The 23,713-nt window shown below is 41.6% G+C and carries 18 protein-coding genes, 1 rRNA gene and 1 other annotated feature; of the genes, 10 read left to right on the forward strand and 9 right to left on the reverse strand.

The features are described from left to right. The 4 genes from L4C54_RS18185 to rluD all read right to left on the reverse strand — a co-directional run. A 16S ribosomal RNA gene (locus L4C54_RS18185) occupies positions 1-98 on the reverse strand; the annotation flags it as partial. A gap of 555 nt (positions 99-653) precedes the next feature. Further along, on the reverse strand, positions 654-3,227 hold the full coding sequence (gene clpB / locus L4C54_RS18190; RefSeq protein ID WP_428809271.1) for an ATP-dependent chaperone ClpB: 2,574 nt from the start codon (positions 3,225-3,227) through the stop codon (positions 654-656). 151 nt (positions 3,228-3,378) lie between these two features. Beyond that, positions 3,379-4,116 carry a peptidoglycan editing factor PgeF gene (gene pgeF / locus L4C54_RS18195; RefSeq protein ID WP_428809272.1) on the reverse strand — a complete coding sequence of 246 codons (738 nt, stop codon included), beginning with the start codon at positions 4,114-4,116 and terminating at the stop codon, positions 3,379-3,381. Beyond that, complete coding sequence (gene rluD / locus L4C54_RS18200; RefSeq protein WP_428803307.1) at positions 4,116-5,093, reverse strand: 23S rRNA pseudouridine(1911/1915/1917) synthase RluD; 978 nt, start codon at positions 5,091-5,093, stop codon at positions 4,116-4,118. The genes pgeF and rluD overlap by 1 nt, the downstream gene beginning before the upstream one ends. A gap of 129 nt (positions 5,094-5,222) precedes the next feature. On the opposite strand from rluD, the gene L4C54_RS18205 reads away from it, so the two are divergent. From L4C54_RS18205 to yjjX, 6 genes are all read left to right on the forward strand, one after another. Next, positions 5,223-5,945 (forward strand): outer membrane protein assembly factor BamD, encoded by a 723-nt coding sequence (locus L4C54_RS18205; RefSeq protein ID WP_428809273.1) that lies wholly within the window; start codon positions 5,223-5,225, stop codon positions 5,943-5,945. A gap of 117 nt (positions 5,946-6,062) precedes the next feature. Further along, positions 6,063-7,511 (forward strand): MltF family protein, encoded by a 1,449-nt coding sequence (locus L4C54_RS18210; RefSeq protein WP_428809274.1) that lies wholly within the window; start codon positions 6,063-6,065, stop codon positions 7,509-7,511. Positions 7,512-7,840: 329 nt separating this feature from the next. Continuing rightward, entirely contained in the window at positions 7,841-8,167 is a 327-nt protein-coding gene (gene hpf / locus L4C54_RS18215) for a ribosome hibernation-promoting factor, HPF/YfiA family (protein WP_428803304.1), read from the forward strand. A 108-nt stretch (positions 8,168-8,275) separates the two neighbouring features. After that, positions 8,276-8,398: a sequence feature (Phe leader region), on the forward strand. Between the two features lie 11 nt (positions 8,399-8,409). Further along, a complete protein-coding gene (pheA, locus tag L4C54_RS18220) occupies positions 8,410-9,585 on the forward strand; it encodes a prephenate dehydratase (protein ID WP_428809275.1) in 1,176 nt (391 codons plus the stop codon). 250 nt (positions 9,586-9,835) lie between these two features. Beyond that, complete coding sequence (locus L4C54_RS18225; RefSeq protein WP_428809276.1) at positions 9,836-12,220, forward strand: putative bifunctional diguanylate cyclase/phosphodiesterase; 2,385 nt, start codon at positions 9,836-9,838, stop codon at positions 12,218-12,220. Then, positions 12,183-12,719 carry an inosine/xanthosine triphosphatase gene (gene yjjX / locus L4C54_RS18230; RefSeq protein ID WP_428809277.1) on the forward strand — a complete coding sequence of 179 codons (537 nt, stop codon included), beginning with the start codon at positions 12,183-12,185 and terminating at the stop codon, positions 12,717-12,719. Before L4C54_RS18225 ends, yjjX begins: the two co-directional genes overlap by 38 nt. 112 nt (positions 12,720-12,831) lie before the next feature. Here yjjX and trpR read toward each other — a convergent pair whose 3' ends face one another. Both trpR and sltY read right to left on the reverse strand, forming a co-directional pair. Continuing rightward, positions 12,832-13,125, reverse strand: coding sequence for a trp operon repressor (gene trpR, locus L4C54_RS18235; RefSeq protein WP_428809278.1), 294 nt, complete (start codon positions 13,123-13,125; stop codon positions 12,832-12,834). Between the two features lie 58 nt (positions 13,126-13,183). Then, positions 13,184-15,133 (reverse strand): murein transglycosylase, encoded by a 1,950-nt coding sequence (gene sltY / locus L4C54_RS18240; protein WP_428809279.1) that lies wholly within the window; start codon positions 15,131-15,133, stop codon positions 13,184-13,186. Between the two features lie 256 nt (positions 15,134-15,389). Between sltY and ettA the strand changes: the two genes are divergently transcribed. After that, positions 15,390-17,057: an energy-dependent translational throttle protein EttA gene (gene ettA, locus L4C54_RS18245; protein WP_428809280.1), complete on the forward strand. Its 1,668-nt coding sequence runs from the start codon at positions 15,390-15,392 to the stop codon at positions 17,055-17,057. 222 nt (positions 17,058-17,279) lie between these two features. Then, positions 17,280-17,654 (forward strand): PilZ domain-containing protein, encoded by a 375-nt coding sequence (locus tag L4C54_RS18250; RefSeq protein ID WP_428809281.1) that lies wholly within the window; start codon positions 17,280-17,282, stop codon positions 17,652-17,654. Positions 17,655-17,768: 114 nt separating this feature from the next. On the opposite strand, the gene tyrA is transcribed toward L4C54_RS18250, so the two are convergent. Continuing rightward, positions 17,769-18,896 (reverse strand): bifunctional chorismate mutase/prephenate dehydrogenase, encoded by a 1,128-nt coding sequence (tyrA, locus tag L4C54_RS18255; protein WP_428809282.1) that lies wholly within the window; start codon positions 18,894-18,896, stop codon positions 17,769-17,771. 13 nt (positions 18,897-18,909) lie between these two features. Continuing rightward, positions 18,910-19,983 (reverse strand): 3-deoxy-7-phosphoheptulonate synthase, encoded by a 1,074-nt coding sequence (locus L4C54_RS18260; protein ID WP_428809283.1) that lies wholly within the window; start codon positions 19,981-19,983, stop codon positions 18,910-18,912. A 236-nt stretch (positions 19,984-20,219) separates the two neighbouring features. On the opposite strand from L4C54_RS18260, the gene L4C54_RS18265 reads away from it, so the two are divergent. Together L4C54_RS18265 and btsR are read left to right on the forward strand one after the other, a co-directional pair. Then, positions 20,220-21,896 (forward strand): LytS/YhcK type 5TM receptor domain-containing protein, encoded by a 1,677-nt coding sequence (locus L4C54_RS18265; RefSeq protein ID WP_428809284.1) that lies wholly within the window; start codon positions 20,220-20,222, stop codon positions 21,894-21,896. Between the two features lie 9 nt (positions 21,897-21,905). Then, complete coding sequence (btsR, locus tag L4C54_RS18270) at positions 21,906-22,625, forward strand: two-component system response regulator BtsR (RefSeq protein ID WP_428809285.1); 720 nt, start codon at positions 21,906-21,908, stop codon at positions 22,623-22,625. Positions 22,626-22,724: 99 nt separating this feature from the next. On the opposite strand, the gene nagZ is transcribed toward btsR, so the two are convergent. Continuing rightward, on the reverse strand, positions 22,725-23,708 hold the full coding sequence (gene nagZ, locus L4C54_RS18275) for a beta-N-acetylhexosaminidase (protein WP_428809286.1): 984 nt from the start codon (positions 23,706-23,708) through the stop codon (positions 22,725-22,727). Positions 23,709-23,713 lie beyond the last annotated feature (5 nt).

A 23,713-nucleotide genomic window follows, 5' to 3' on the forward strand; every position in this document is an offset into this window, starting at 1 on the left:
ACGCCGAAGTAGCAAGCTACTTCTCGTTTCCGCTCGACTTGCATGTGTTAGGCCTGCCGCCAGCGTTCAATCTGAGCCATGATCAAACTCTTCAATTTAAGATTTTGTCGGCTCAATGAATACTGACTTCAAAACTAATATTTACCGAAGTAAATATGTAACTTTAAAGCTATTACCATTCCAACAGAATGGTAATGAATTGACTGTGCCAAATAACTGCAAGCAGTTATTCGTATTGGTCACTCAGTTCATTGAAGCCCAAGTGTTTCCGAAGAAACTGTTTTACCAAGGTAAAACATTTTGGATTTTCATCAACGAGTGCCCACACAGATTGATAGGTTTAAATTGTTAAAGAGCTTTGCTTATCGAAGTCTTCTTCTCTAAGCGGACGGCCATTCTATCGATTTAAGTTTCAGTGTCAAACACTTTTTGAAATTTAATTCTTTCTGACTTTCCGTCTAACTGATTACCGCTGAAGCCTTATGGCGTCTGCCGTCTCAGTGGTTGCGCATTATAGAGTTATTCGATTCCTACGCAAGCCTAAATTCAATAAAAGTTGGCTTTTCCGCTTCGTTAGCACAACAAAGCATCGATACGCACAAAAAAGGACCGAAACAATATGTTTAACTCCTTTTTTCTATCATCAAAGCAAACTATTGGTGAGCAATAATTCGTTCATCATTAACAAGTAACTGTACTTTTTTATCTGGATCGACTTTCCCTGCCAATATTGCTTTCGCCAAAGGGTTTTCCACACTTTGCTGTATTGCTCGTTTTAATGGTCTTGCACCGTACACAGGATCAAACCCAACTTTTGCAATGAATTCTAACGCTTCATCGGATACCTCTAATTGGTATCCACTCTCGTCCATACGTTGACCTAAACGATCAAGCTGTATCGAAGCTATGGATTTAATGTGCTCTTTACCTAAAGGATGGAATACGACACTTTCATCGACGCGATTGAGAAATTCAGGCCTGAAGTGTTTATTTACCACCTCCATGACGGCATCTTTGATTCCTTGGTAATCAAGAGACGCAAAGTTTTCTTGAATTCTCGTAGAACCTAAATTGGATGTCATAATTACAACTGTATTACGAAAATCAACAGTACGACCTTGTCCATCGGTTAAGCGACCATCATCTAATACTTGTAGAAGAATGTTAAATACATCCGGATGCGCTTTCTCTACTTCATCAAGTAGGATGACGGAATAAGGTTTACGACGAACAGCCTCCGTTATATAGCCACCTTCTTCATAACCGACATAGCCAGGGGGAGCACCAACTAACCTAGCTACAGAATGTTTTTCCATAAACTCTGACATATCGATGCGAACCATTGCGTCTTCGCTATCAAACATAAAGTTTGCCAGTGTTTTACAAAGCTCGGTTTTCCCTACACCAGTAGGCCCTAGAAACAGAAACGAACCAATCGGTTTATTTGGATCCGATAAACCCGCCCTACTCCTGCGAATTGCATTAGATACAACTTCTACTGCTTCTGTTTGTCCAATAACTCGGTTATGTAACACGTCTTCCATTTGCAGTAATTTTTCTTTCTCTGCCTCTAACATTTTGGAAACAGGTATGCCTGTTTGTTTGGAAAGGACTTCCGCGATCTCATTATTGGTAACTTTATTACGTAACAGTGTCATTTCTTGCATTTCAGCTTGAGTGGCAAGATCCAACTGTTTTTCTAACTCAGGAATTCGTCCGTATTGGAGTTCAGACATTCGGCTTAAATCGCCAGCGCGACGAGCAAAGTCCATGTCCATTCTGGACTGTTCTAGTTCAGATTTTATATGTTGCGTACCTGATAATGCCGCTTTTTCTGCATTCCACACTTCTTCAAGCTCCGAAAATGCACGCCCTTTCTCTTGAAGCTCTTCCTCTATAACAAGTAGGCGCTTAGTACTGCCATCATCATGTTCGTTAATAAGGGCCTGTTGCTCGATTTTTAACTGAATAATTTTCCGCTCTAATTTATCAAGCGATTCAGGTTTGGAGTCTATTTGCATTCGTATGCTAGAAGCTGCTTCATCGATGAGATCAATGGCTTTATCTGGTAACTGACGATCCGATACATAGCGATGAGATAAACTCGCAGCGGCAACAATGGCGGGATCGGTAATCTCGACATGATGGTGAAGCTCATAACGCTCTTTAAGACCACGTAAAATAGCCACGGTATCTTCGACCGTTGGTTCTTCGACAATCACTTTTTGAAAACGGCGCTCTAAGGCTGGATCTTTCTCAAGGTATCGACGGTATTCATCAAGTGTTGTGGCACCAACGCAATGAAGTTCTCCGCGAGCAAGCGCTGGCTTTAACATATTGCCAGCATCCATGGAGCCCTCACCCTTGCCTGCGCCGACCATGGTGTGAAGTTCATCAATGAAGAGAATGACATTTCCCTCTTCTTTCGCAAGTTCATTAAGTACTGACTTCAAGCGCTCTTCAAACTCACCTCGGTACTTGGCACCAGCAACAAGCGAACCCATATCAAGAGAGAGTACACGTCGGCCTCTTAGACCTTCGGGTACTTCACCATTAATGATTCTTTGTGCAAGACCTTCAACAATTGCTGTTTTACCAACACCCGGCTCACCGATAATGACAGGGTTATTTTTGGTACGGCGTTGTAAGACTTGGATCGTGCGACGAATTTCATCGTCACGGCCAATAACAGGATCTAATTTCCCTTGCTCGGCTCGTTCAGTCAGATCGATGGTAAACTTTTCCAATGCCTGTCTTAACTCTTCTGCATTTTGGTCATTTACTTTTTGCCCACCGCGAATTTTGTCAATTGCTCCACTGACCTTCTTTTCTGTCAGCCCAACTTCTTTCAATAACGTACCAAGCGCACCGTTATCTTCTAGAGCTGCGAGTAGAAATACTTCAGAAGAAATAAATGAGTCTTGACGTTTTTGAGCAACTTTGTCACACATGTTAAACAGTGTGCCCATTGCACCTGATAATTGAACATCACCTCCAATACCACTGACTTTTGGTAAGCGATCAAGGATTTCACTCAACTTAGATCTTAAATGAGGAACATCTACATCTAGCATGGTGAATAAAGGACGAATTGGGCTACCGTTTTGATCAAGCAAAGAGACCATTAAATGAACAGGTTCAATATATTGATGATCACGCCCAAGCGCTAATGACTGCGCATCCGAAATGGCGATTTGAAATTTGCTCGTAAACCTATCTAAGCGCATGCCAATGTTCCTAACCTAATAATTGAGTGACTATTTACTAGAAAGATGGCTACTGGCGGCTAGATTTTCAAGGGGAAAGGTAATGAACTGATCGAAAAGGTGATACTTACAGTGCTATAGAGAGTTATTAGTGATTATATAGAGCTTTACACTAAGACGGCTCGATCCAAATAAATACAGCTTGGCGGCCTGTAATACCGTCGCGTCGATACGAAAAGAATTGTTCTTTCTGCTGATAAGTACACAAATTGCTGGAATAAATATTATTTACGCCCAATTGATTTAGACGTTGTGTTGCTAACATTGTCATATTCGCTAGCCATTTATTGTCATCTAATGCTGGTATAAAAGCCAGCTCTGCTTGTTCATCAAATGAAGTAAACGCGGTTAGCACATCCTCACCAACTTCAAATACCTCGGCGCCTATCGCTGGACCTAACCACGCAATGACATCACTACTGCTATCAAACTGAGCAATCGCATTCTCTAGAATACCATCCGCTAACCCACGCCAACCCGCATGAACAGCCGCCACTTGGCTACCCGATGAATTAGTTAATAAAACAGGAAGACAATCTGCTGTCATAGCGCTACATACAACATTCGGTGAACGAGTAGTTGTACCATCTGCATCTAATACTTGATTCGTCGCATGAGATACTTCGATAACAGTTGTAGAGTGAGTTTGATTTAGCCAGACAGGATTGCTGGGCATTGCAGCTTGTTGAGAAAATAGAGCTCTATTTTTCTCAACAAGCGATTGTTCATCCCCAACATGGGTTCCTAGATTTAACGCTTCATAGGGTGATATTGAAAAACCACCTATACGCGTCGAAGCTACTGATTTTACACAGCTAGGAACATTCCAGTTAGGAACGAGAACATTCATCAATAATCGTCTTCAGAATGGTTTTCTTTTGCATCTTCACGTAATGCGTCTGTTATCGCAACCATGTCATCAGGCACAGGGGCATGGAATTCCATTGTTTCGCCTGTTACTGGATGCTCAAAGCGCAGCATTACAGCGTGTAGTGCTTGGCGTTGAAAGCCACGAATCATCTCTGTCACTTCTTCACTTGCATCTCTAGGAATACGCGCTCGGCCACCGTATGCAGTATCACCCAAGAGTGGATGTTGCAGGTAAGACATATGAACACGGATTTGGTGAGTACGACCAGATTCAAGGCGTAAACGGATACGAGTATGCTCTCTAAAATGTTCAGCAACGCGGTAGTGAGTAACGGCAGGTTTACCCATTGGAGCAACAGCCATTAGAGTACGCTTTGTAGAGTGACGGCCAATAGGCTGATCAACTTTACCACCAGCGGTCATTTTACCAATCGCGATTGCTTCATATTCACGAGTAATCTTACGCTTTTGCAGCGCACGAACCAATCGCGTTTGAGCCGGTACCGTTTTAGCTACAACCATTAAACCGGTTGTGTCTTTATCTAGACGGTGCACGATTCCTGCACGCGGAACTTCTGCGATATCAGGGTAATGAAAAAGCAAAGCGTTTAGCACTGTGCGATCTGGAGTTCCAGCTCCTGGGTGAACAACAAAGCCAATAGGCTTATTGATAACCAAAAGATCATCATCTTCATAGACAATATCAAGAGGAATATCTTGCGCTTCCCAACGTTGTTCATCTTCAAGCTCGGCTTGAACTGTGATCACTTCACCACCCATCACTTTTACGCGGGGTACGGTAACCACTACACCATCAACTTGAATTTTACTGGCCAAAATCCACTCTTTAATCCGAGAGCGTGAGAAATCGGCGAATAATTCCGCAACTGCTTGGTCTAATCTTTGACCGAGCTGGCTATCTTTTACTGTATTTGTTAATTCTATCTGCTGGGCCATATCGAACTTTTTCAAAAACTGTGAGACTAATGCTCACTACTGTGGAAAAATAAGCGCCATTGTATCTGTTACGACGAAGAAAGTAACGGAAGCTTAAGAAATATTTAATTCAAGGAATCAGCTCCTGACATGAAACACTATACTTTATCCGGTTTACTCGCTCTCACATTACTGGTTGGTTGCTCTAGCAGCGATGAAATCGTTCCAGACGTTCCGCCATCAGAGCTTTACTCAGAAGCTCAATTGTCATTACGCTCTGGAAACTGGTTAACAGCAATAGACCAACTAGAAGCGCTTGATTCTCGTTACCCTTTCGGTGCTTACTCTGAGCAAGTTCAACTCGACCTCATCTATGCGTATTACAAAAATGATGATTTGGCGTTGGGTCTTGCAACCATTGAACGCTTTAGTCGCTTAAATCCAACTCATGATAGATTGGACTGGGTGCTATATATGCGTGGCCTAACGCATATGGCCCAAGATCGTAATTTCATGCATGACATATTTAATGTTGATCGAAGTGATCGAGATCCTGAGCCAGTTAAATCAGCATTTGCTGACTTTAGTAAGCTTCTTCAACGCTACCCTGATAGCCAGTATGCTAATGATGCTAAAAAACGTATGCATGCGTTAAAAAACCGCTTAGCTGACTATGATTTAGCAACCGCTGATTTCTATTTACGACGTGAAGCATGGATTGCAGCGATTAACCGAAGCCAAGAATTGCAGAAAACCTATCCAAATACTGAAGCCGCTCGCAAATCACTTAAGATTCAGCTAGAAGCTTACGAAAAGTTAGGCCTTGAGGACTCTGTCGCTAGAACAAAAGAGCTCATTGAATTAAATAAGTAAACAATTAAGCTTTTGATTTAAAACCGCTTCTTAGAGGCGGTTTTTTTATGACCATATTTGCTCATGTGCCCATTTAGTCTTACCCTTACAGTATCAATTAGTAAAGGATGACTTATTGTGCAGCTCAAATACCGCCACTGGCTTTTATTGATAATTTTCGTTATAAGCATACCAATAGCTTCCGCGTTAGAATTATCTCCACTACAAAAAACACCTTATAAGGGAGATTTCGACGCTCTCAAAGATAAAGGCGTTATTCGCGTCTTAGTCGCCGCGGACTTGGGGTTTTACTATATAGAGGGCGGGCGTCCAAAAGGAATAATTGCGGAGCTGCTTTATCATTTTGAAAAACAGCTAAAGAAAACCTCACCTTACTTGAACCTGCAAGTTATCCCTATCCATCGAGATGATTTATTACAATCGATTGAAAATGGCTATGGTGACCTTGCGGTTGCGAACCTAACCATTACGGATAAACGCAAACAGCGCGTTGATTTTAGCTCTCCAGTGATCAAAAACGTCAGTGAGCTAATCGTTACCCAGCAATCAGAAGCCGAACTCACCTCTTTTGAGCAGCTTAGCGGTAAAGAAATTTGGGTTCGTGCTAGCTCTAGTTATTTTGAGAGTCTCCAAGCGATCAACAACCACTTAAATTCAATCGATGAACCACCGGTGTTTATTCAATTCATCGAAGAGACTCTGCAAGATTATGAATTGATGGAGATGATTAATTTAGGCCATATTAAAGCAACTGTTCTCGATAGCCACAAAGCTGAGCTATGGATGAATACGCTCGAAAATTTGCAAGTTCACCATGCTTTACCATTACGTGAAAATGGTGAAATAGCATGGGCAATGAGAAAGAATAGCCCCCAGCTAAAAAAAATCACCGACCAGTTTCTTCGCTCTTCTCGCTCAGGAACGCTATTAGGCAATGTCATTTACAATAAATATATCGACGATACCCGCTGGCTGGCTCGCCTGCTAAATCCCAAAAAGATAGAACGACTGGAGTCCTTGTATTCTATTTTTGAACTCTATTCTGAACAGTATGAATTTGATCCTCTCATGATGTCTGCACAAGGCTTTCAAGAATCAGGTTTAGACCAAAGCAAAGTTTCTCATAAAGGCGCTGTTGGGGTAATGCAAGTACTCCCAAGTACCGCCAAGGACCCAAACGTTAATATTCCAAACATTAAAAAGGTCGACAACAATATCCATGCAGGTGTGAAGTACATGCGCTTTATTCAAGATCGTTACTTTACCAACGATGATATTACCGAAGACGATCAAGTTTACTTCACTTTGGCAGCTTATAATGCAGGGCCCGCTAATATCAGAAAAATGAGACGGCTGGCCAAGAAACACGGCTATGACCCAAATGTTTGGTTTAAAAATGTCGAAATTATCACCAGAAGAAATATTGGCAGAGAGCCTGTCACCTATGTCGCTAATATAAATCGCTACTATGTAGTCTATAAGCAGCTTTCCGCATTGGAGCAACTTAGAGCAGAAAGAAACGCGAGCGTAACCCAAACAGATCTTCTGCCGATAGAGGCTAAGTAAGCTAAAAAGCTGTTCTAGTCATAAGGTGAGAAACGGGTGTGATCATCGTCACGTCAGTTGCTGATTGTAAAATAGACAGGGAGATTTATTAGGCTGTAGAAAGGCCCCAAAAGTCGGATAATATTTTGCGTGCTACCTTACTCAATTTAATTATATTTCGTTAAATAACAAGCTTTTCTTTAGTCGAACAACAAGACTCTTTGCGTAAGATCACATTTAGTTTTCATTAGTAATAATCGGCAATAAATAATGACAAAGATCACATTTTTTTCTCCTCAGATAAGTAATCTGGAGTTAACCCATAAGGGACGACACAGAGGAAAGCATCTATGAAAGTAAACATCACTGGTAAAAATATTGAAATCACCTCTGCTATCCGTGAGCATATAGAAAGTAAATTTAGCAAACTAGAAAAGTGGCAAGTCGATATCATTAAATGCCAAACAAGCTTTAGCGAAGAGCCTAACAAACAAAAGAAATTTGAAGCAGTCCTTACTGTACCAAAAGGCCAGCTAGTCGCTTCAGCAACCCATGAAGATTTATACACTGCCGTTAATGAGGTCGAACAGAAAATTGAACGTCAGTTGAACAAGTTACGTCACAAGCCGGAAGCTCGCCGAGCTGAAAAACCTGAGCTAGAAGAAGAAGTCGAATAAACCCAAATTGAACGAAAGTAAAAATAGCGCTGAAAAGCGCTATTTTTTTGCTTGACGCTCTAAGCTTGCTTGCTTATTGTGGTTAAATATTCACTTGCCCGTGACCACTATGCAAATTCAGCTGTTTTTTTTCGACTTCTTTTTTCTCCAATAATTTTTGGAGGCTAGACCGTTTGTAGAAGATAAGTCAAAAACGAACAGAAAGCCTCCCAAGTGGGAGGCTTTTTTATAAAGGAAATATAATGACCGACAGACAATACTCACTTGAAGAAATTCGTAATCGCCTCAACGAATTAGATGATCAATTACTCAGCCTGATCTCTGAGCGACGAAAAATGAGTATTGAGGTAGCAAAAAGTAAAGTTGAAACCTCAAAGCCAGTTCGTGATGCAGACCGAGAGCAACAGCTTCTCGTTAAGCTAATTAACAATGGCCAGAGTAAATACGACCTTGATGCTCCATACATTACAAAACTCTTTCATACCATCATCGAAGATTCAGTGTTACTTCAGCAAGCTTACCTGCAAAACTTAGCGAACCCTCAGAGCCGTAAACCGCTAGCACGAGTCGCATTTCTTGGCTCACAAGGATCTTATTCACATCTTGCAAGTCGCGAGTTTTTCAGCCGTAAGAATACGGAACTGGTTGAGCTAAATTGCGAGAGCTTCAGAGATATTGCAAGCACTGTTGAATCAGGCCATGCCGATTACGGTGTCCTGCCTATTGAGAACACAAGCTCAGGTTCCATCAACGAAGTGTACGACTTACTGCAACACACTACGCTTTATATCGTCGGTGAGCTCACTCAACGTATTGAACATTGCTTAGTTGCGACCGATGAAATTCGTATCGAAGAAATTAAAACGCTTTATTCACACCCTCAACCCCACCAGCAGTGCAGTGAGTTCCTTAATCACTTAAAAGGGGTGACGTTAGAGTCTTGTGCAAGTACTGCTGATGCAATGCAAAAGGTTAAGCAATTGAATCGCCGTGACGTCGCAGCCATTGGCAATGCATCAAGCGGTAAGATTTATGGCTTGCAGCCAATTCAAGGCAACATTGCCAACCAAACAGAGAATCACACACGTTTTATCGTAGTGGCTCGTAAGCCTGTAGAAGTGTCACAACAAATACCAGCTAAAACAACACTCATCATGTCAACATCCCAAAAAGCAGGTTCACTGGTTGAAACGCTACTGATACTGCAGCGCTATGGGATTAATATGACGAAATTAGAATCTCGTCCAATTATGGGCAACCCTTGGGAAGAGATGTTCTATGTTGATTTACAAGCGCATTTAGACTCAGAACTCATGCAATCAGCGATTCAAGAGCTGACAAAAATCACTAAACACCTCAAGGTATTAGGCTGCTATCCGACTGAGAACGTGAAACCAACTCAAGTCAAGCTTCAATAACTCTACATCTGTCTAATAATTAGTCGTAACTAGCTGACACTTTAATACGCAACCCGTAGAATGTTCAATTCAAATGGATTCGTAATAAAGGTCAGCTTTTTTATATGTAAAAAGAGCTGACCTTTATCGATATATTGAAAAGTTAATAACTCAAGGTTTAACTCACTATTATGATGTTAAGGATGACACCAAAATATTGGGCTAATGTAGGTCTGACTATGGCTATCGTATTACTTATGGCTAGGACACTATGAAGCTCAATACTCGAATTTTACTGCTTGTCGCTCCCGTTATAGCTTTAAGCGCTGCTCTCTCGGGCTATTCTATTTTTGAAAGCCAAAAGGATGCACTACTTAAACGAGAAGAGAGCTATCTGCAACTCAATATGGAAAAGCTTGCTGGCCACTTTCGTCATTCTGTCTCTGTATTAAACAGTTACTCCTATACCTTGACTAAAAGTGACATCATTCGATACTACTTCCACAATGAGAATAGCCCCTATAGAGACTTGGAGTTAATCGACAATCTTAAACGATCGATTACTTCCTTACAGTCAGGTGTCGATGTAAATGGTCGACTGGCTATTTTGGATAAGAATCGTAAGACAAAGTTCTACGTCGACAGCAGAAGAGATAGCTTAGACACTTTGGACCCTAAAATACGAACTTACGCTGACCATATTTTTACCACGACAAAAAGCGTAACTCACATTGGCTATACACAAAACTCTCAAGGGGAAGGCGTTCTGGTCCGTTACGATGTTCTTAATAGAGACAGTTTAAAACCACCAACGGATTTTAAAAATGAAGATGCCTTTTTCGTAGTAGTTTCTGTCTCCCTTAATGCATTCAATCAACTTCGTCAGCAGATCGAGTTTGATACCAAAAGCAGTATTTTCTTTACCGAAGACTCAGTCATCCCTGAACTGCTTGTTCCTGAACCCTCTGAGTTAACTCAAACGGTTAAGCTTAAAAACGATTTCTACGCAACACTCGATCCGGCGCATTTCATCATTAACAATAAAATCTATGCTATGGGAAAAAACTTGGCTGCCGCCTTCGGGATTTCGTCGTTATTGACTGTTTTCATTCTGACATTTTTGCTCTATCGACACGTGATTAGTCCCATATCTCGTTTAGATAAGCAATTGAGTGAAGTCGAAAATAACCAGAGAAAAAATATAGAGTTACTAGAAGGGGACGATGAGATTGCCCACCTTTCTCGACGCTTTCATGAAATGTATCAAGAGTTAAATACCACCTATCAAAAAACCAAAGCACTCGCTGAAAATGATCACCTGACCCAATTGGCAAATCGTCATCAATTCCATCAACTTGCCGAACGTGCGTTGTCATATAAGCGTTCCAACAAACAGGTTTGGATCCTTTATATCGATTTGGATAATTTCAAGTATGTAAATGATAAATACGGCCATACCGTAGGTGATAAGTTGCTTGTGAATTTCGCTCATCATATTCAAGCGTTAAGTAATGAGTTCCATAAAAAACACAAAGTGAAATGCCTTGCCTCTCGATTATCTGGTGATGAATTTGCCATTTTCATCTCATCAAAACACCATGATAGTGATGGGCATATTATTAAGACCTTTACTGATAAACTGCTTGAGCCTATTCAAAAGAATCACGACTCGTTACTAGGTAGCTTCCCTGTAACCGCAAGTGTCGGAATCGCAACTTACCCTAAAGATGGGCAAGACATTCACTCCCTTATATCTAGAGCCGATACCGCTATGTATCAAGCTAAAAGAGCGGGTAAAAATCAAATTGGCTACTACTCCAAAGAGATGGACCTAGTGGTCAAACGTCGCACTCAAATTGAACGCGCGTTAAGAAATGGCGACATTGAAAAAGAATTCCACTTAGTCTATCAACCCTACTTTGACCGACAAGGCAAGAATGTGGCTGGAGTAGAAGCACTGCTTCGTTGGAACTCAGTAAAATTAGGTATCGTTCCTCCTAGCGAGTTTATTCCTATTGCGGAGCAAACAGGGCTATTTGGTAAGATTGATCGCTGGGTCATTCAAGCCGCATTTGCTGATTTTAACGCCTTACAAGACTTATTTGATTATGATGTCCAACTCGCTATTAACCTCTCATCGGCAGAATTAGACTCTCTCCAGTTGGCTAATTACATTCAACAACATGCTCAAAAGAGAAACGTAAGACCGAATCTAATCGATTTTGAAATCACTGAAACCTTTGCTGGTGACTCACAAAGCTTCCCATTACTTCATGAGCTAACGATTCAAGGCTACCGTTTGGCTATTGATGATTTTGGTTCTGGCTACACGTCTATTACTCACTTGGTTCAATACCCAGTCCAAAAAATTAAACTTGATCGCTTTTTCTTAGAAACTCTGATAAAAACAGGCAATGAAAAAGTCATCAAGCCACTAATTGACCTTTGTCATTCACAATCAATGGTTGTCACGGCCGAAGGGATTGAAAACGAGGAGATGCATTACTGGCTCTCAGCGTATCAATGTGATTATATGCAAGGCTTTCACTTTGCCCATCCTCTTTCATTAGATGAACTTAGAATATGGTGTGAGAACTTGATTGAAGGAACTTTAGAACATGAGCGTAAAGAACAAAGTCGTCATAGCTTCGCTTAACCCCGCTAAGATACGAGCGGTTGAGAGTGCATTTAGCGAAACATTTCCGGAAATTTCTTTTGAATTTTTAGGAGTATCTGTTGCTAGCGAAGTCGATGATCAGCCGATGTCGAACCAGGAGACGCATCTAGGCGCACTAAATCGAGTAAAAAATGCCAAGCTTGAACAACCTGATGCTGATTACTACGTTGGACTAGAAGCTGGTATAGAAGATAACATTACCTTTGCATGGATGGTAATAGAGTCCCAGCATCAACGTGGAGAATCTCGCTCTGCAAGTTTAATGTTGCCACCAGAAGTCATTAAAAAGCTCGCAACAGCTAACGAGTTAGGTGATGTGATGGATGAAGTATTTGGTACTCAGAACATAAAGCAGCAAGGTGGTGCTATTGGGTTACTCACTAAAAATCAACTCAGCCGAAGCGGTGTTTACCACCAGGCATTAATCTTGGCATTAATACCATTTGTAAACCCAAGCCACTTCCCTAGCAATTTATAATCAAATGTCACACTAAGTTCAGTTCAACACCTTACAAATCAACTCTGTAGCTTTTTCCTTAAGCTTATACCCCGAAAGAAAACTAGGCTATCTAGTCATCGATAGCCTAAGTTTACTTCAGTAGTAACTTCTCAATCTGCTCTCTTTCTTCTTCAGATTTGGCTTTAAGCTCATTCGATCCGCGAGTAATCGTTGCTACACCTACCCCAAGCATTTGACTCACTTGTCTTTGTGATATTTCACCTTTTAATAGTTCACAAACAATATTGGCTCGAGCTAACAGTGCATCTCTTTCATCAGATGTCATTAACATCGTCAGCAGCAACTCATGTTGCTGCGTATCTGCTGCATGTTTAACTAAATCCATTAATTGTTGCCAATCACGGTATTGAGGCTCTAATGACATATTACCACTCGATTCAAGATTAATGACTCTATTGTAGAGCCTTCAAACGCCATTGGAATCAATATTTTGTTTTCACTTCATGTTCGTTGAGAAATGCACCATCAACGCCCATTAAATCTCGGTAATAGGTTTCAAACATCAATATATTTTGCACGTATCCGCGCGTCTCTTTAAAAGGAATAGATTCGATAAACGCATAAGCGTCCAGCTTTTCATCGGTTCGTTTACGCCACTGTGTCACACGATGTGGCCCAGCGTTATACGCTGCTAATGCAAAAATTCGATTATTGTCATACCGCTCAAGTAGTCCATCTAGATAGTGGCTTCCTATTTCAATATTTTTACCCACTTCATAAAGATCGTTTTTCCCTTGATAGCTTAATTGGTATTTTTTAGCCGTGTACTTCGCGGTCGAAGGCATAATCTGCATGATGCCTCGAGCCCCAACTGGTGAACGAGCTTCACTGTCTAATGCACTCTCTTGACGTGCCAGTGACATCAAGGTGATGGGATCTATATCATGTTTATTGGCATAGAGATTAAACCATTGCTGGTGAGCAATAGGAAAACGAATGCTGGTGTTATCCCACATCTTGGCTGATATTGAGGCAGTTACCGATAAATGGTGCCAACGTTGAATTGACGCATATGCAGCAAGCATCTCCTTCTCCTTGCTTCCACTGCGTTGTAATAACCAGCGCCACTCACTCTTAGCTGCGGTGATCTTATCAAGTTCAATCAACTCCTGAATTCGAGCCAATGCTGCTTTGTGGTGTTGAATTCGGTTTTTATCTAACGTTATCGTTGTGACTGGATATTGAATAGATTGCTTCATCTCCTTTGCGGCTGCGACACTATAAAAGTTTCTAAGACCAACAATTTTCTCAAGACGGTTATGTCCGCTATAGGCGTCACCCAATTCAATTTCAGAGCGGCCCAACCAATACTGCCAACGTGGGTCTTGCTGATAAGATTTAGGTAACAGCGCGGCCCAACTCTGGACCCCTTGCCAGTCGACATGCTGAATAGCAAGTCTGATTCTTCGTTCGATTAACGAACGATTTTTCGTTGTTTTTATCGCTTTGTCACGCCACTTAGCAAGCTCTTCAGAGTCAGTATTTATCAAACGAAAAGCGATGAAATCAGCCAATTCTTGTTTATTATCTAAAGTGTAGTGCTGCCCTTCAACAACCTTATCAAACACTTTTTGAGCTTTTTCCACATCTTTTCGAGCTAGCTTTTTTAATGCGTATTCACTTAGCTGTTGATTGTAACTGTTTACTTTCTGCTTTTTAGCAAAGACACCGACAGATTCAGGGTTGCGATACAGTGACTTCATCTGCTTTGCTTGATTAATGGCTGATGAGCTATTCAACTGCTTCATCAGATAGCCCATAAGACTGCTATTTCTCTCTTTAAAGGCGAGTAACATACGCTCTAAGACTAATTGTTCTGTTTTTAGACCCGCAGTATCCCATGCATCAAATAAAGGGTCACAGGCGTCTGCGACACTCCCTCCACTCAACCAAAGCTTTTTAGCACCTTCAAAAGCTATCTCTTTATCCCCTACTTGCGAATGAGCATTGTAGTAATGACATAAATAGGTCACCCCTTTTGGCGGCTTAGTTTGAAATTCCAAAAGAGTTTTCCAATTTCCCTGTTTGGCGAGTAAATCTAAATAGGGTGCTCTTATTCGATAAGAGAATGGAAAGCTTTCATAGCTCTCGATGAAGTCATTAACTTGCGTAGGGCTCTTAGAGTCTAACTCAGAAAAGAAGGCACGATAGTCCACATAAGGAGTCAGTGGATAAGATGCTATTTTAGAGCGCATCAGGCGAAATTGGTCAACTTGATAGTTGTCTAATAGCTCTTGCGCCTGTTGATAGAATTCGCGTTGACTAGATAAATCGGACGATGATTGTGCATACGAAGTACCGCAAATCAATGAGCTAACTGCGATCATTGACGTTAGAAGGCGCTGCGGCGGAGTGAATAGCGTAAACTTCATTAGCTCTCTTCCTGTTGAGATGAGTTTAGGTAAGACTTAATTACGCTAATTCTAGTCTCAAATGTAAAGCCTTTGTTCACAAAAATAGATAATTTAATAAAATTGCGACAAATTTATTTAAGTTTATCTGAATCCCTTTTTTCTTTGAGACTTGTTCATATTATTCCTTGGATAAAAGATGCGTCCTCAGTAACAAAACCATCTCAATTGGTATAAAATAACTCCTTTGTACCCTTAAAATTAGGAACGATCGGCAATGGCTGAATACGTATATACCATGTCTCGGGTGAGCAAAACTGTGCCACCTAAACGTCAGATTCTAAAAGACATCTCATTAAGCTTTTTTCCTGGTGCCAAAATTGGTGTTTTAGGTCTTAACGGTTCTGGTAAATCAACCTTACTGCGTATTATGGCAGGCATCGATACTGATATTGATGGTGAAGCACGTGCACAACCAGGTCTAAAAGTCGGTTACCTACCTCAAGAACCTGTTCTTGATGAGTCGAAAACGGTTCGAGAAATCGTTGAAGAAGCCGTTTCTGATGTTGCAGGAGCTCTAACTCGCTTAGATGCGGTTTATGCTGCTTATGCAGAACCTGATGCAGACTTTGATGCGCTAGCGAAAGAGCAAGGCGAGCTAGAGGCGTTAATTCAAGCAAAAGATGGGCACAACCTAGATAACGCACTAGAACGCGCTGCTGATGCACTACGTCTTCCTGAGTGGGATGCAAAGGTTGAATTCTTATCAGGTGGTGAACGCCGCCGTGTCGCTATCTGTCGCTTACTTCTTGAAAAGCCTGACATGTTGCTACTTGATGAACCAACCAACCACTTGGATGCAGAATCTGTTGCATGGCTTGAGCACTTCCTCGTTGATTACAACGGTACTGTTGTGGCGATTACCCACGACCGTTACTTCCTTGATAATGCAGCCGGCTGGATTCTTGAACTAGACCGTGGTGAAGGTATCCCATGGGAAGGTAACTACACTTCTTGGCTAGAGCAGAAAGATGAGCGTCTAAAGCAAGAGAAATCGGGTGAAAGTGCTCGTCAGAAGACCATTGAGAAAGAACTTGAGTGGGTTCGTCAAAATCCTAAAGGCCGTCAAGCTAAATCTAAAGCACGTATGGCACGTTTTGAAGAGCTGACAACTAACGATTACCAAAAACGAAATGAAACCAATGAACTGTTCATTCCACCAGGTGAGCGCTTAGGTGACAAAGTTCTTGAAGTAAACAACTTAACTAAGTCTTTCGGTGATCGCGTTCTTATTGATGACCTATCGTTTAGCATGCCTAAAGGTGCCATCGTGGGTATCGTGGGTGCCAACGGTGCTGGTAAATCAACACTATTCAAGATGTTAAGTGGTGCAGAGCAACCAGATTCAGGAACCGTTGAGCTTGGTGAAACCGTTAAACTGGCTTCTGTTGATCAATTCCGTGACAGCATGGATGATAAGAAAACAGTATTCCAAGAGATCTCTGAAGGAGCTGATATTATTAAGATCAACAACTTCGAAATCCCTGCTCGCGCATACTGCTCTCGTTTCAACTTCAAAGGCAATGATCAACAGAAAATTATTGGTGATTTGTCTGGTGGTGAACGTAACCGTGTTCACCTAGCTAAGTTATTAAAAACAGGCGGCAACGTGCTTCTACTCGATGAGCCAACCAATGACCTTGATGTTGAAACACTGCGTGCTTTAGAAGAAGCGCTGCTTGAGTTCCCTGGTTGTGCCATGGTTATCTCGCATGACCGTTGGTTCCTAGACCGTATCGCAACACACATTCTAGATTACCGCGATGAAGGACAGGTTAACTTCTACGAAGGCAACTATACTGAATACAGTGAGTGGCTGAAGAAGACACTTGGTGCTGCGGCAGTAGAGCCACATCGTATCAAGTACAAGCGTATTACTAAGTAACTCGTAGTTATTAATACTCTGATAGCACAGTAATCAAAGGCCGCTATACTCTGCGGCCTTTGTTGTTTCCGCTCCATAGCTCTTTTATTCAAAGCCTATTGCGTAAAAGTTGTTCTACGAGCTACAACACATTGATTGTACGGTCACTTTGTTATGATAAGACAATATGTATTTAGAGTACGCATGCATTAAATGAGTACTTAAAAAAGAAGAGAGTTTACTATGGTTGAAAAACGTCGATTTTCAAGAGTTATATACCAAGCACCAGCAGCTATAACGCAAGGACACATAGCGGTAGATGCTAGTATTCAAGACCTATCACTGCATGGGGTACTATTGAGTGCAGAAGCAAGCTGTGAAGATCTTGACCTAAACATGATGGCCGACATCCAGTTTTCCCTTCCAGACAGTGATATTGTTATTGATATGGTGGTTAACTTGGTCAACATAAATAACAACATAATTCATGCCAGTATCGATCACATCGATATCGAAAGTATTAGCCACCTAAAACGATTAATTGAATTGAATGTCGGTGATGACAGCTTACTTCATCGCGATATTGAGCATCTATCTGATTTGGGTGAGCACCTGTAGCTTGATCAACTAAAAGACCAGTAAACAAAAAGAGCAGCTTTAAGTAAGCTGCTCTTTTAGAAATTAACGTCTGCCGTGTAAGTTAGCGACGAAATAAACTAGTGATGGAATAAATTAACCACGATGAATTGCGTCATTTGCTTGTTTTAGCAAGTTTTGGCTTTCATTCATAAACTGTGATGAGTAATCACCAAACCAACCACTTACCCCATTAAAGCTCTCGATAAAGCCGGCTTTGTCTTGGCCTTCTAATATTTCTAAAGCTTCACCAAAGCACTGATGGAATCGCTTAATCATGTCTATATTTTCTTGCGAAGAGAAAATAATGTCACCATAAAGGTTCGGATCTTGGCCAAATAGACGCCCAACCATTGCCAGTTCAAGGCGATAAATCGGAGAGCTTAACTGCAATAATTGGTCAATGTTTGGGTTTTCTTTACTTAAATGCAGACCGTATGCAAAAGAAGTAAAGTGACGCAGTGCTTGAATCAGAGTCATGCCATGATCATGTTCACTGGCGTCGATTGGGCATAAAGACGCTCCCCAGATAGAGAACTGTTTCAACAACCATTGGTAACTATCTTCACCACGGCCGTTACAGTAAACAATTACCTGTTTAGCTAAGCTCGCAACATCAGGACCAAACATTGGGTGCAAACCAACAACTGGACCTTGGTGAACCTCAAGCATTGATTGTAGTGGCTTAGACTTAATGGACGTTAAGTCGCATAAGATACAATCTGAAGGCAAGTTCGATAGCTTTTCAATTACGCCTTGAGTTAAATGAATTGGAACCGTGACAACAACAAGCCCTGCATTGCCTAGAATTTCATCCGCTCGGTCCCAATCTTGACTACCCAACACTTTTACTTGGTAGCCAGACAAAGTAAACATGCGACCGAACAGGCCACCTAATTGGCCTTTACCACCAACAATCACAACAGAACGTAATTCAGGGTTTAGACATTTAAAGCCGGAGTCTTTTTCACTGGCGTAAGATTCACGCATTGTACGGCGTAATATATCTTCGATAAGCTGAGGTGGTACACCTTTCTTTTCTGCCTCCAAACGACGAGATGCCAGCATTGCCGCTTCTCTGTCTGGTGCATAAATAGGTAATCCATGTTCGCTTTTTACTTCACCGACTTTCTCTACCAATGACAAACGTTGCGCGAGTAGATCCAAGATTTGTTTATCTACTGCATCAATTTGATCACGTAACTCGTTTAACTCAACGGCCATTCTAATTCCTTTATTACCCTTTTAGGCGATTTTCCAAAAACGGCACTAATTCTGTGTGCGCGTGTCTTAATAGTGCCTCAGTTGATTGCCAATTGATACACGCATCCGTGATGGAAATACCATATTCCATCTCATCAAGAGCGAGATCCGATGACTGGCTACCTTCATTGATATGACTTTCAATCATAAGGCCGATAATCGACTGATTACCCTCACGAATTTGATGGATAACATCTTCTGCAACCAATGGCTGACGACGGTAATCTTTACGTGAATTAGCATGACTACAGTCAACCATCAGAGAAGCATCTAACCCATACTTAGCCATGTCCTGCTCGCACTCAGTAACGGATACTGAATCGTAGTTTGTCTGCTTACCACCACGAAGAATAACGTGGCCATTTGGGTTGCCTTGTGTCGTTAAAAGTGCGACCTGACCTTCTCGGTTAATTCCCATAAAACGGTGACTCGATGAAGCAGCTTGCATCGCATTAATCGCAGTAGATAAACTGCCATCCGTGCCATTCTTAAAGCCGATAGGCATAGAAAGTCCGCTAGCCATTTCACGGTGAGTTTGTGATTCTGTGGTACGAGCGCCAATTGCTGCCCAACTGAATGTATCAGCAAGATATTGAGGGCTAATAGGATCAAGCGCTTCGGTTGCCAATGGAATCTCCATCTCGGCTAATTCAACTAATAGCTCACGGCCAACATGAAGACCATGCTCAATATCAAATGAACCATCTAGATGAGGGTCATTAATAAGCCCTTTCCAACCAACGGTTGTACGTGGTTTTTCAAAGTAAACACGCATAACAAGGTATATTTGATCACTCAGTTGCTCAGAAAGCGCTTTTAGTCTCTTTGCATACTCTCTTGCTGCATCTAGATCGTGAATAGAGCACGGACCACATACGACTAATAAACGGTGATCTTTTTTATGAATAATATCAGCGATTGTTTGACGTGATTCTTGTATAAATCGGCGTGCGTTATCACTTAAAGGTAGTTTTATCTTTAGCTCTTCAGGCGTAATTAACACCTGCTCATCGCTAATATTAATATTACTTAACTCACTTTTCTGCATAACTACACCTGTACATTTATATTTACAAACAGTGAGAAACACCTCTCACAACAATCTTAATTGATAACTTAACAGGATGTATTTAGATTTCAAGTGTAAACTATAAAAAACATTGATCGTAAATAAATATTTACACCACATCATTATCAGCGCTAAATTAAAAAATCACAACTAAACGGTATTTTCTTGCCTTTTTCTTATCTAAAATATGACTAAGACTATTACTGGATGTCATTATGGATCTTATCCTCTCCTTGCTTCAACAGATGTGTGTCTACCTTGTTTTAGCTTACATGCTCAGTAAGACCCCGATTTTTCTACCACTCTTGAGTATTTCAAATCGACTCAGCCATAAAGTTAGCGTCTATATACTTTTTTCATTGTTCTGTATTTTGGGTACCTATTTCGGCCTCCAAATCAATGATGCTATCGCTAATACGCGTGCCATTGGTGCGGTAATGGGAGGGTTATTCGGTGGACCTGTTGTCGGATTCTTTGTTGGTCTAACGGGAGGAATGCATCGCTACTCTTTAGGTGGGTTTACCGATGTCGCTTGCGCGATTTCAACAACAGCAGAAGGTCTTATTGGCGGGTTACTGCATATATACTTTGTTAGAAAAAACAAAATAAGCCTATTATTTAGCCCTACCGTTGTATTTGGTGTCACTCTATTTGCTGAAATAGTACAGATGCTGATTATTTTGGTTGTCGCAAAGCCGTTTGTGCAAGCGTATGCCCTAGTCTCAGATATTGCTGCGCCGATGATCATTGCCAATTCTTTTGGTGCTGCTCTGTTTATGAGTATCTTACAAGATAGAAAAACCATTTTTGAAGAATACTCAGCTACCTTTTCACGCAGAGCACTAAATATAGCGGAACGTTCTGTAGGAATTCTAGCTCTTGGCTTTAATAGTCAAAATGCAGAAAAAATCGCCCGTATCGTGTATGAAGAAACCAATGTTGGCGCGGTTTCCATTACCGATGACAAAAAGATACTGGCCTTTGTTGGCATTGGCGATGATCACCATGAACCAAATACTCCAATCTCCTCAACAAGCACGCTGGATGCGATAAAAGAAAATAAGATCAAGTACCTTGATGGAAAAGAAGCCCCCTATCAATGCTCACTCTCTGCGAACTGTAAGTTAGGCTCGGCATTGATCATTCCGCTGCGAGCTGGCGATGAAGTGATCGGCACCATTAAGCTTTACGAACCAAAACGAAAACTGTTTTCAACAATCAATATGTCGATGGGAGAAGGCATTGCACAGCTGCTATCAAGCCAGATCCTTTTTGGTGACTATCAAAGAAAGCAGATGTTGCTATCGCAGGCAGAGATCAAGCTACTGCATGCTCAAGTTAACCCACACTTTCTATTTAATGCGCTCAATACCATTAATGCCGTCATTCGCCGTAATCCGGATAAAGCGCGTGATCTCATTCAGCACCTATCTCAATTCTTTCGAAGCAACCTGAAGCAGAACATAGAGACCGTCACCGTCAAAGAAGAACTAGCGCACGTGAACTCTTATCTAACCATTGAAAAAGCTCGTTTTAGTGACCGGCTAGATGTTGATGTTAATATTGATGACACCCTGCTAGCACGCAGATTACCAAGCTTTACACTCCAGCCTTTGGTTGAAAATGCGATAAAACACGGCACATCTCAGCTTTTAGAAGGCGGTCGAGTTCGTATTTACAATCAACCGGTATTGAAAGGTCAACGCATTGTGGTCGAAGATAACGCTGGTAGCTACCAAACACCGGATGAAGATCACTCCGGTTTGGGGATGTCGATTGTTGATAAACGTTTAACCAATAAATTTGGCCGTGACGCAGCACTAAAAATTGAAGTTGAAGAGAATCAATACACTCGAATGAGCTTTATTATCCCCTCTCAAGAAAACCATTAAGGAATGAACATGCTTTCAGCTTTGGTGATTGATGATGAATTGTTTGCTCGAGAAGAGCTATCAGAGCTTCTAGAAGAGACAGGCAAAGTGACTGTACTTGATACCGCAAGCAATGCGATTGAAGGGTTGAAAAAAATCAATCAATTAAAACCTGATGTGGTGTTTCTAGATATTCAAATGCCCCAGATTACGGGGATTGAATTACTGGGTATGCTCGATCCTGATACCATGCCACACGTCGTGTTTGTCACCGCGTATGATGAATATGCCATTCAGGCCTTTGAAGACAATGCGTTTGATTATTTACTTAAGCCTGTCGACACTTCTCGCCTCAATAAGACAATAGCTCGACTGCAAAAACACACAAGCCCATTACCACAAAATATATCAGCCATCGCGCCACAAACACTTGAACAGGTCCCTTGTATCGGGTTGAATCGAATCATGATCATTCCCACGGCTGAGGTAGAGTTCGCTTGCACAGATATTAGCGGTGTTCAGGTGCAGACGACAGACCAAACTGCAACTTGTCAGCTGACGCTAAAGGTATTGGAAGAAAAAACGCCACTGGTTCGTTGTCATAGACAGTACCTAGTGAATACCAAATCGATTAAAGAGATTAAACTTCTAGAAAATGGTTTAGCCGAGATCATTACCTCTTCCGATCATCAAGTTCCAGTAAGCCGACGTTACTTAAAGAATCTGAAAGAGATGCTTGGCTTTCATTAACCCTTGTACCTATTGATTAATAATACTGAAAGCGCAAATTAAAAAAGCCACATTCCTGCGGCTTTTAATCAACTCAGCTTTTAAACTAGAAAGTAGAAACTAACCAAGCGCCACTTTCATTGCTTCCGACGCCTGTTTCCATTCACTAGAGCTGTGCAGTTGAGATAAATTGAATGACTGCTTCTTGAGTAACGCATCGGCAGTTGGTACATCCATAATTGGCAAGTGATCTAATACTTCCACTTGGGCATCTCGCTTGTTACATACCAACAGCATGTCACACCCCGCAACCAATGACTGATGTGCACGCTCTGCTGGACTTCCCATAATAGAAGCGCCTTCCATCGTTAAGTCATCTGAAAAAACTAGCCCTTTGAAGCCAAGCTCTTGGCGTAGGATCTGTTTAAGCCAATACTCAGAACCACTTGCTGGTTGAGCATCATAATGAGGGTAAATAACGTGTGCAGGCATCATCGCATCCAAAATACCCGATTCAATCTGAGCTTTAAAGATCGCCATGTCTGATTGGAAGATATCTTCTCGATGATCGTATGGCGTCTCCAAATGCGAATCGGCAATCACACCACCGTGACCAGGAAAATGCTTACCCGTCGTCGCCATTCCAACTGATTTCATCCCTTTCATATAAGCACTACTGTGACGAATAATCACGTCATCCGTTTCACCAAAAGCACGGCTTCCGATTGCTTTACAGTCATGCCCTTTATCCAGCACAGGAGCGAAACTCAGGTCAATATCGTGAGCAATAAGTTCAGCCGCCATCAACCAACCTGCTTGTTGCGCCAGCTCTTCGCCTTGCTTATGTTTAGCGAATTCTTGGGCGGCTGGAATAATGGAAAAACCGTCTCGGAAGCGTTGGACACGGCCACCTTCTTGATCGACACCAATTAATATTGGGCGTTTAGCGGCTTTGCGAATCTCTTTATTAAGAGCAAGAAGCTGTTTACTGTCATGATAATTTCGAGAGAATAGGATCAAGCCTCCCACAGTTGGGTGCTCAAGAATTTCTTTATCTTCTGCTGTCAGTTCATAACCCGCGACATCTACCCATAACGGTCCCATACTCT

It is taken from the genome of Vibrio lamellibrachiae, assembly GCF_050337265.1.
GTDB lineage: Bacteria > Pseudomonadota > Gammaproteobacteria > Enterobacterales > Vibrionaceae > Vibrio > Vibrio kyushuensis.

Bases quoted from the DNA above. Each gene is read 5' to 3' on its own strand.
- clpB (WP_428809271.1), bottom strand. From the start codon at position 3,227: ATGCGCTTAGATAGGTTTACGAGCAAATTTCAAATCGCCATTTCGGAT.
- pgeF (WP_428809272.1), bottom strand. From the start codon at position 4,116: ATGAATGTTCTCGTTCCTAACTGGAATGTTCCTAGCTGTGTAAAATCA.
- rluD (WP_428803307.1), bottom strand. From the start codon at position 5,093: ATGGCCCAGCAGATAGAATTAACAAATACAGTAAAAGATAGCCAGCTC.
- L4C54_RS18205 (WP_428809273.1), top strand. From the start codon at position 5,223: ATGAAACACTATACTTTATCCGGTTTACTCGCTCTCACATTACTGGTT.
- hpf (WP_428803304.1), top strand. From the start codon at position 7,841: ATGAAAGTAAACATCACTGGTAAAAATATTGAAATCACCTCTGCTATC.
- pheA (WP_428809275.1), top strand. From the start codon at position 8,410: ATGACCGACAGACAATACTCACTTGAAGAAATTCGTAATCGCCTCAAC.
- L4C54_RS18225 (WP_428809276.1), top strand. From the start codon at position 9,836: ATGAAGCTCAATACTCGAATTTTACTGCTTGTCGCTCCCGTTATAGCT.
- yjjX (WP_428809277.1), top strand. From the start codon at position 12,183: ATGAGCGTAAAGAACAAAGTCGTCATAGCTTCGCTTAACCCCGCTAAG.
- trpR (WP_428809278.1), bottom strand. From the start codon at position 13,125: ATGTCATTAGAGCCTCAATACCGTGATTGGCAACAATTAATGGATTTA.
- sltY (WP_428809279.1), bottom strand. From the start codon at position 15,133: ATGAAGTTTACGCTATTCACTCCGCCGCAGCGCCTTCTAACGTCAATG.
- ettA (WP_428809280.1), top strand. From the start codon at position 15,390: ATGGCTGAATACGTATATACCATGTCTCGGGTGAGCAAAACTGTGCCA.
- L4C54_RS18250 (WP_428809281.1), top strand. From the start codon at position 17,280: ATGGTTGAAAAACGTCGATTTTCAAGAGTTATATACCAAGCACCAGCA.
- tyrA (WP_428809282.1), bottom strand. From the start codon at position 18,896: ATGGCCGTTGAGTTAAACGAGTTACGTGATCAAATTGATGCAGTAGAT.
- L4C54_RS18260 (WP_428809283.1), bottom strand. From the start codon at position 19,983: ATGCAGAAAAGTGAGTTAAGTAATATTAATATTAGCGATGAGCAGGTG.
- L4C54_RS18265 (WP_428809284.1), top strand. From the start codon at position 20,220: ATGGATCTTATCCTCTCCTTGCTTCAACAGATGTGTGTCTACCTTGTT.
- btsR (WP_428809285.1), top strand. From the start codon at position 21,906: ATGCTTTCAGCTTTGGTGATTGATGATGAATTGTTTGCTCGAGAAGAG.
- nagZ (WP_428809286.1), bottom strand. From the start codon at position 23,708: ATGGGACCGTTATGGGTAGATGTCGCGGGTTATGAACTGACAGCAGAA.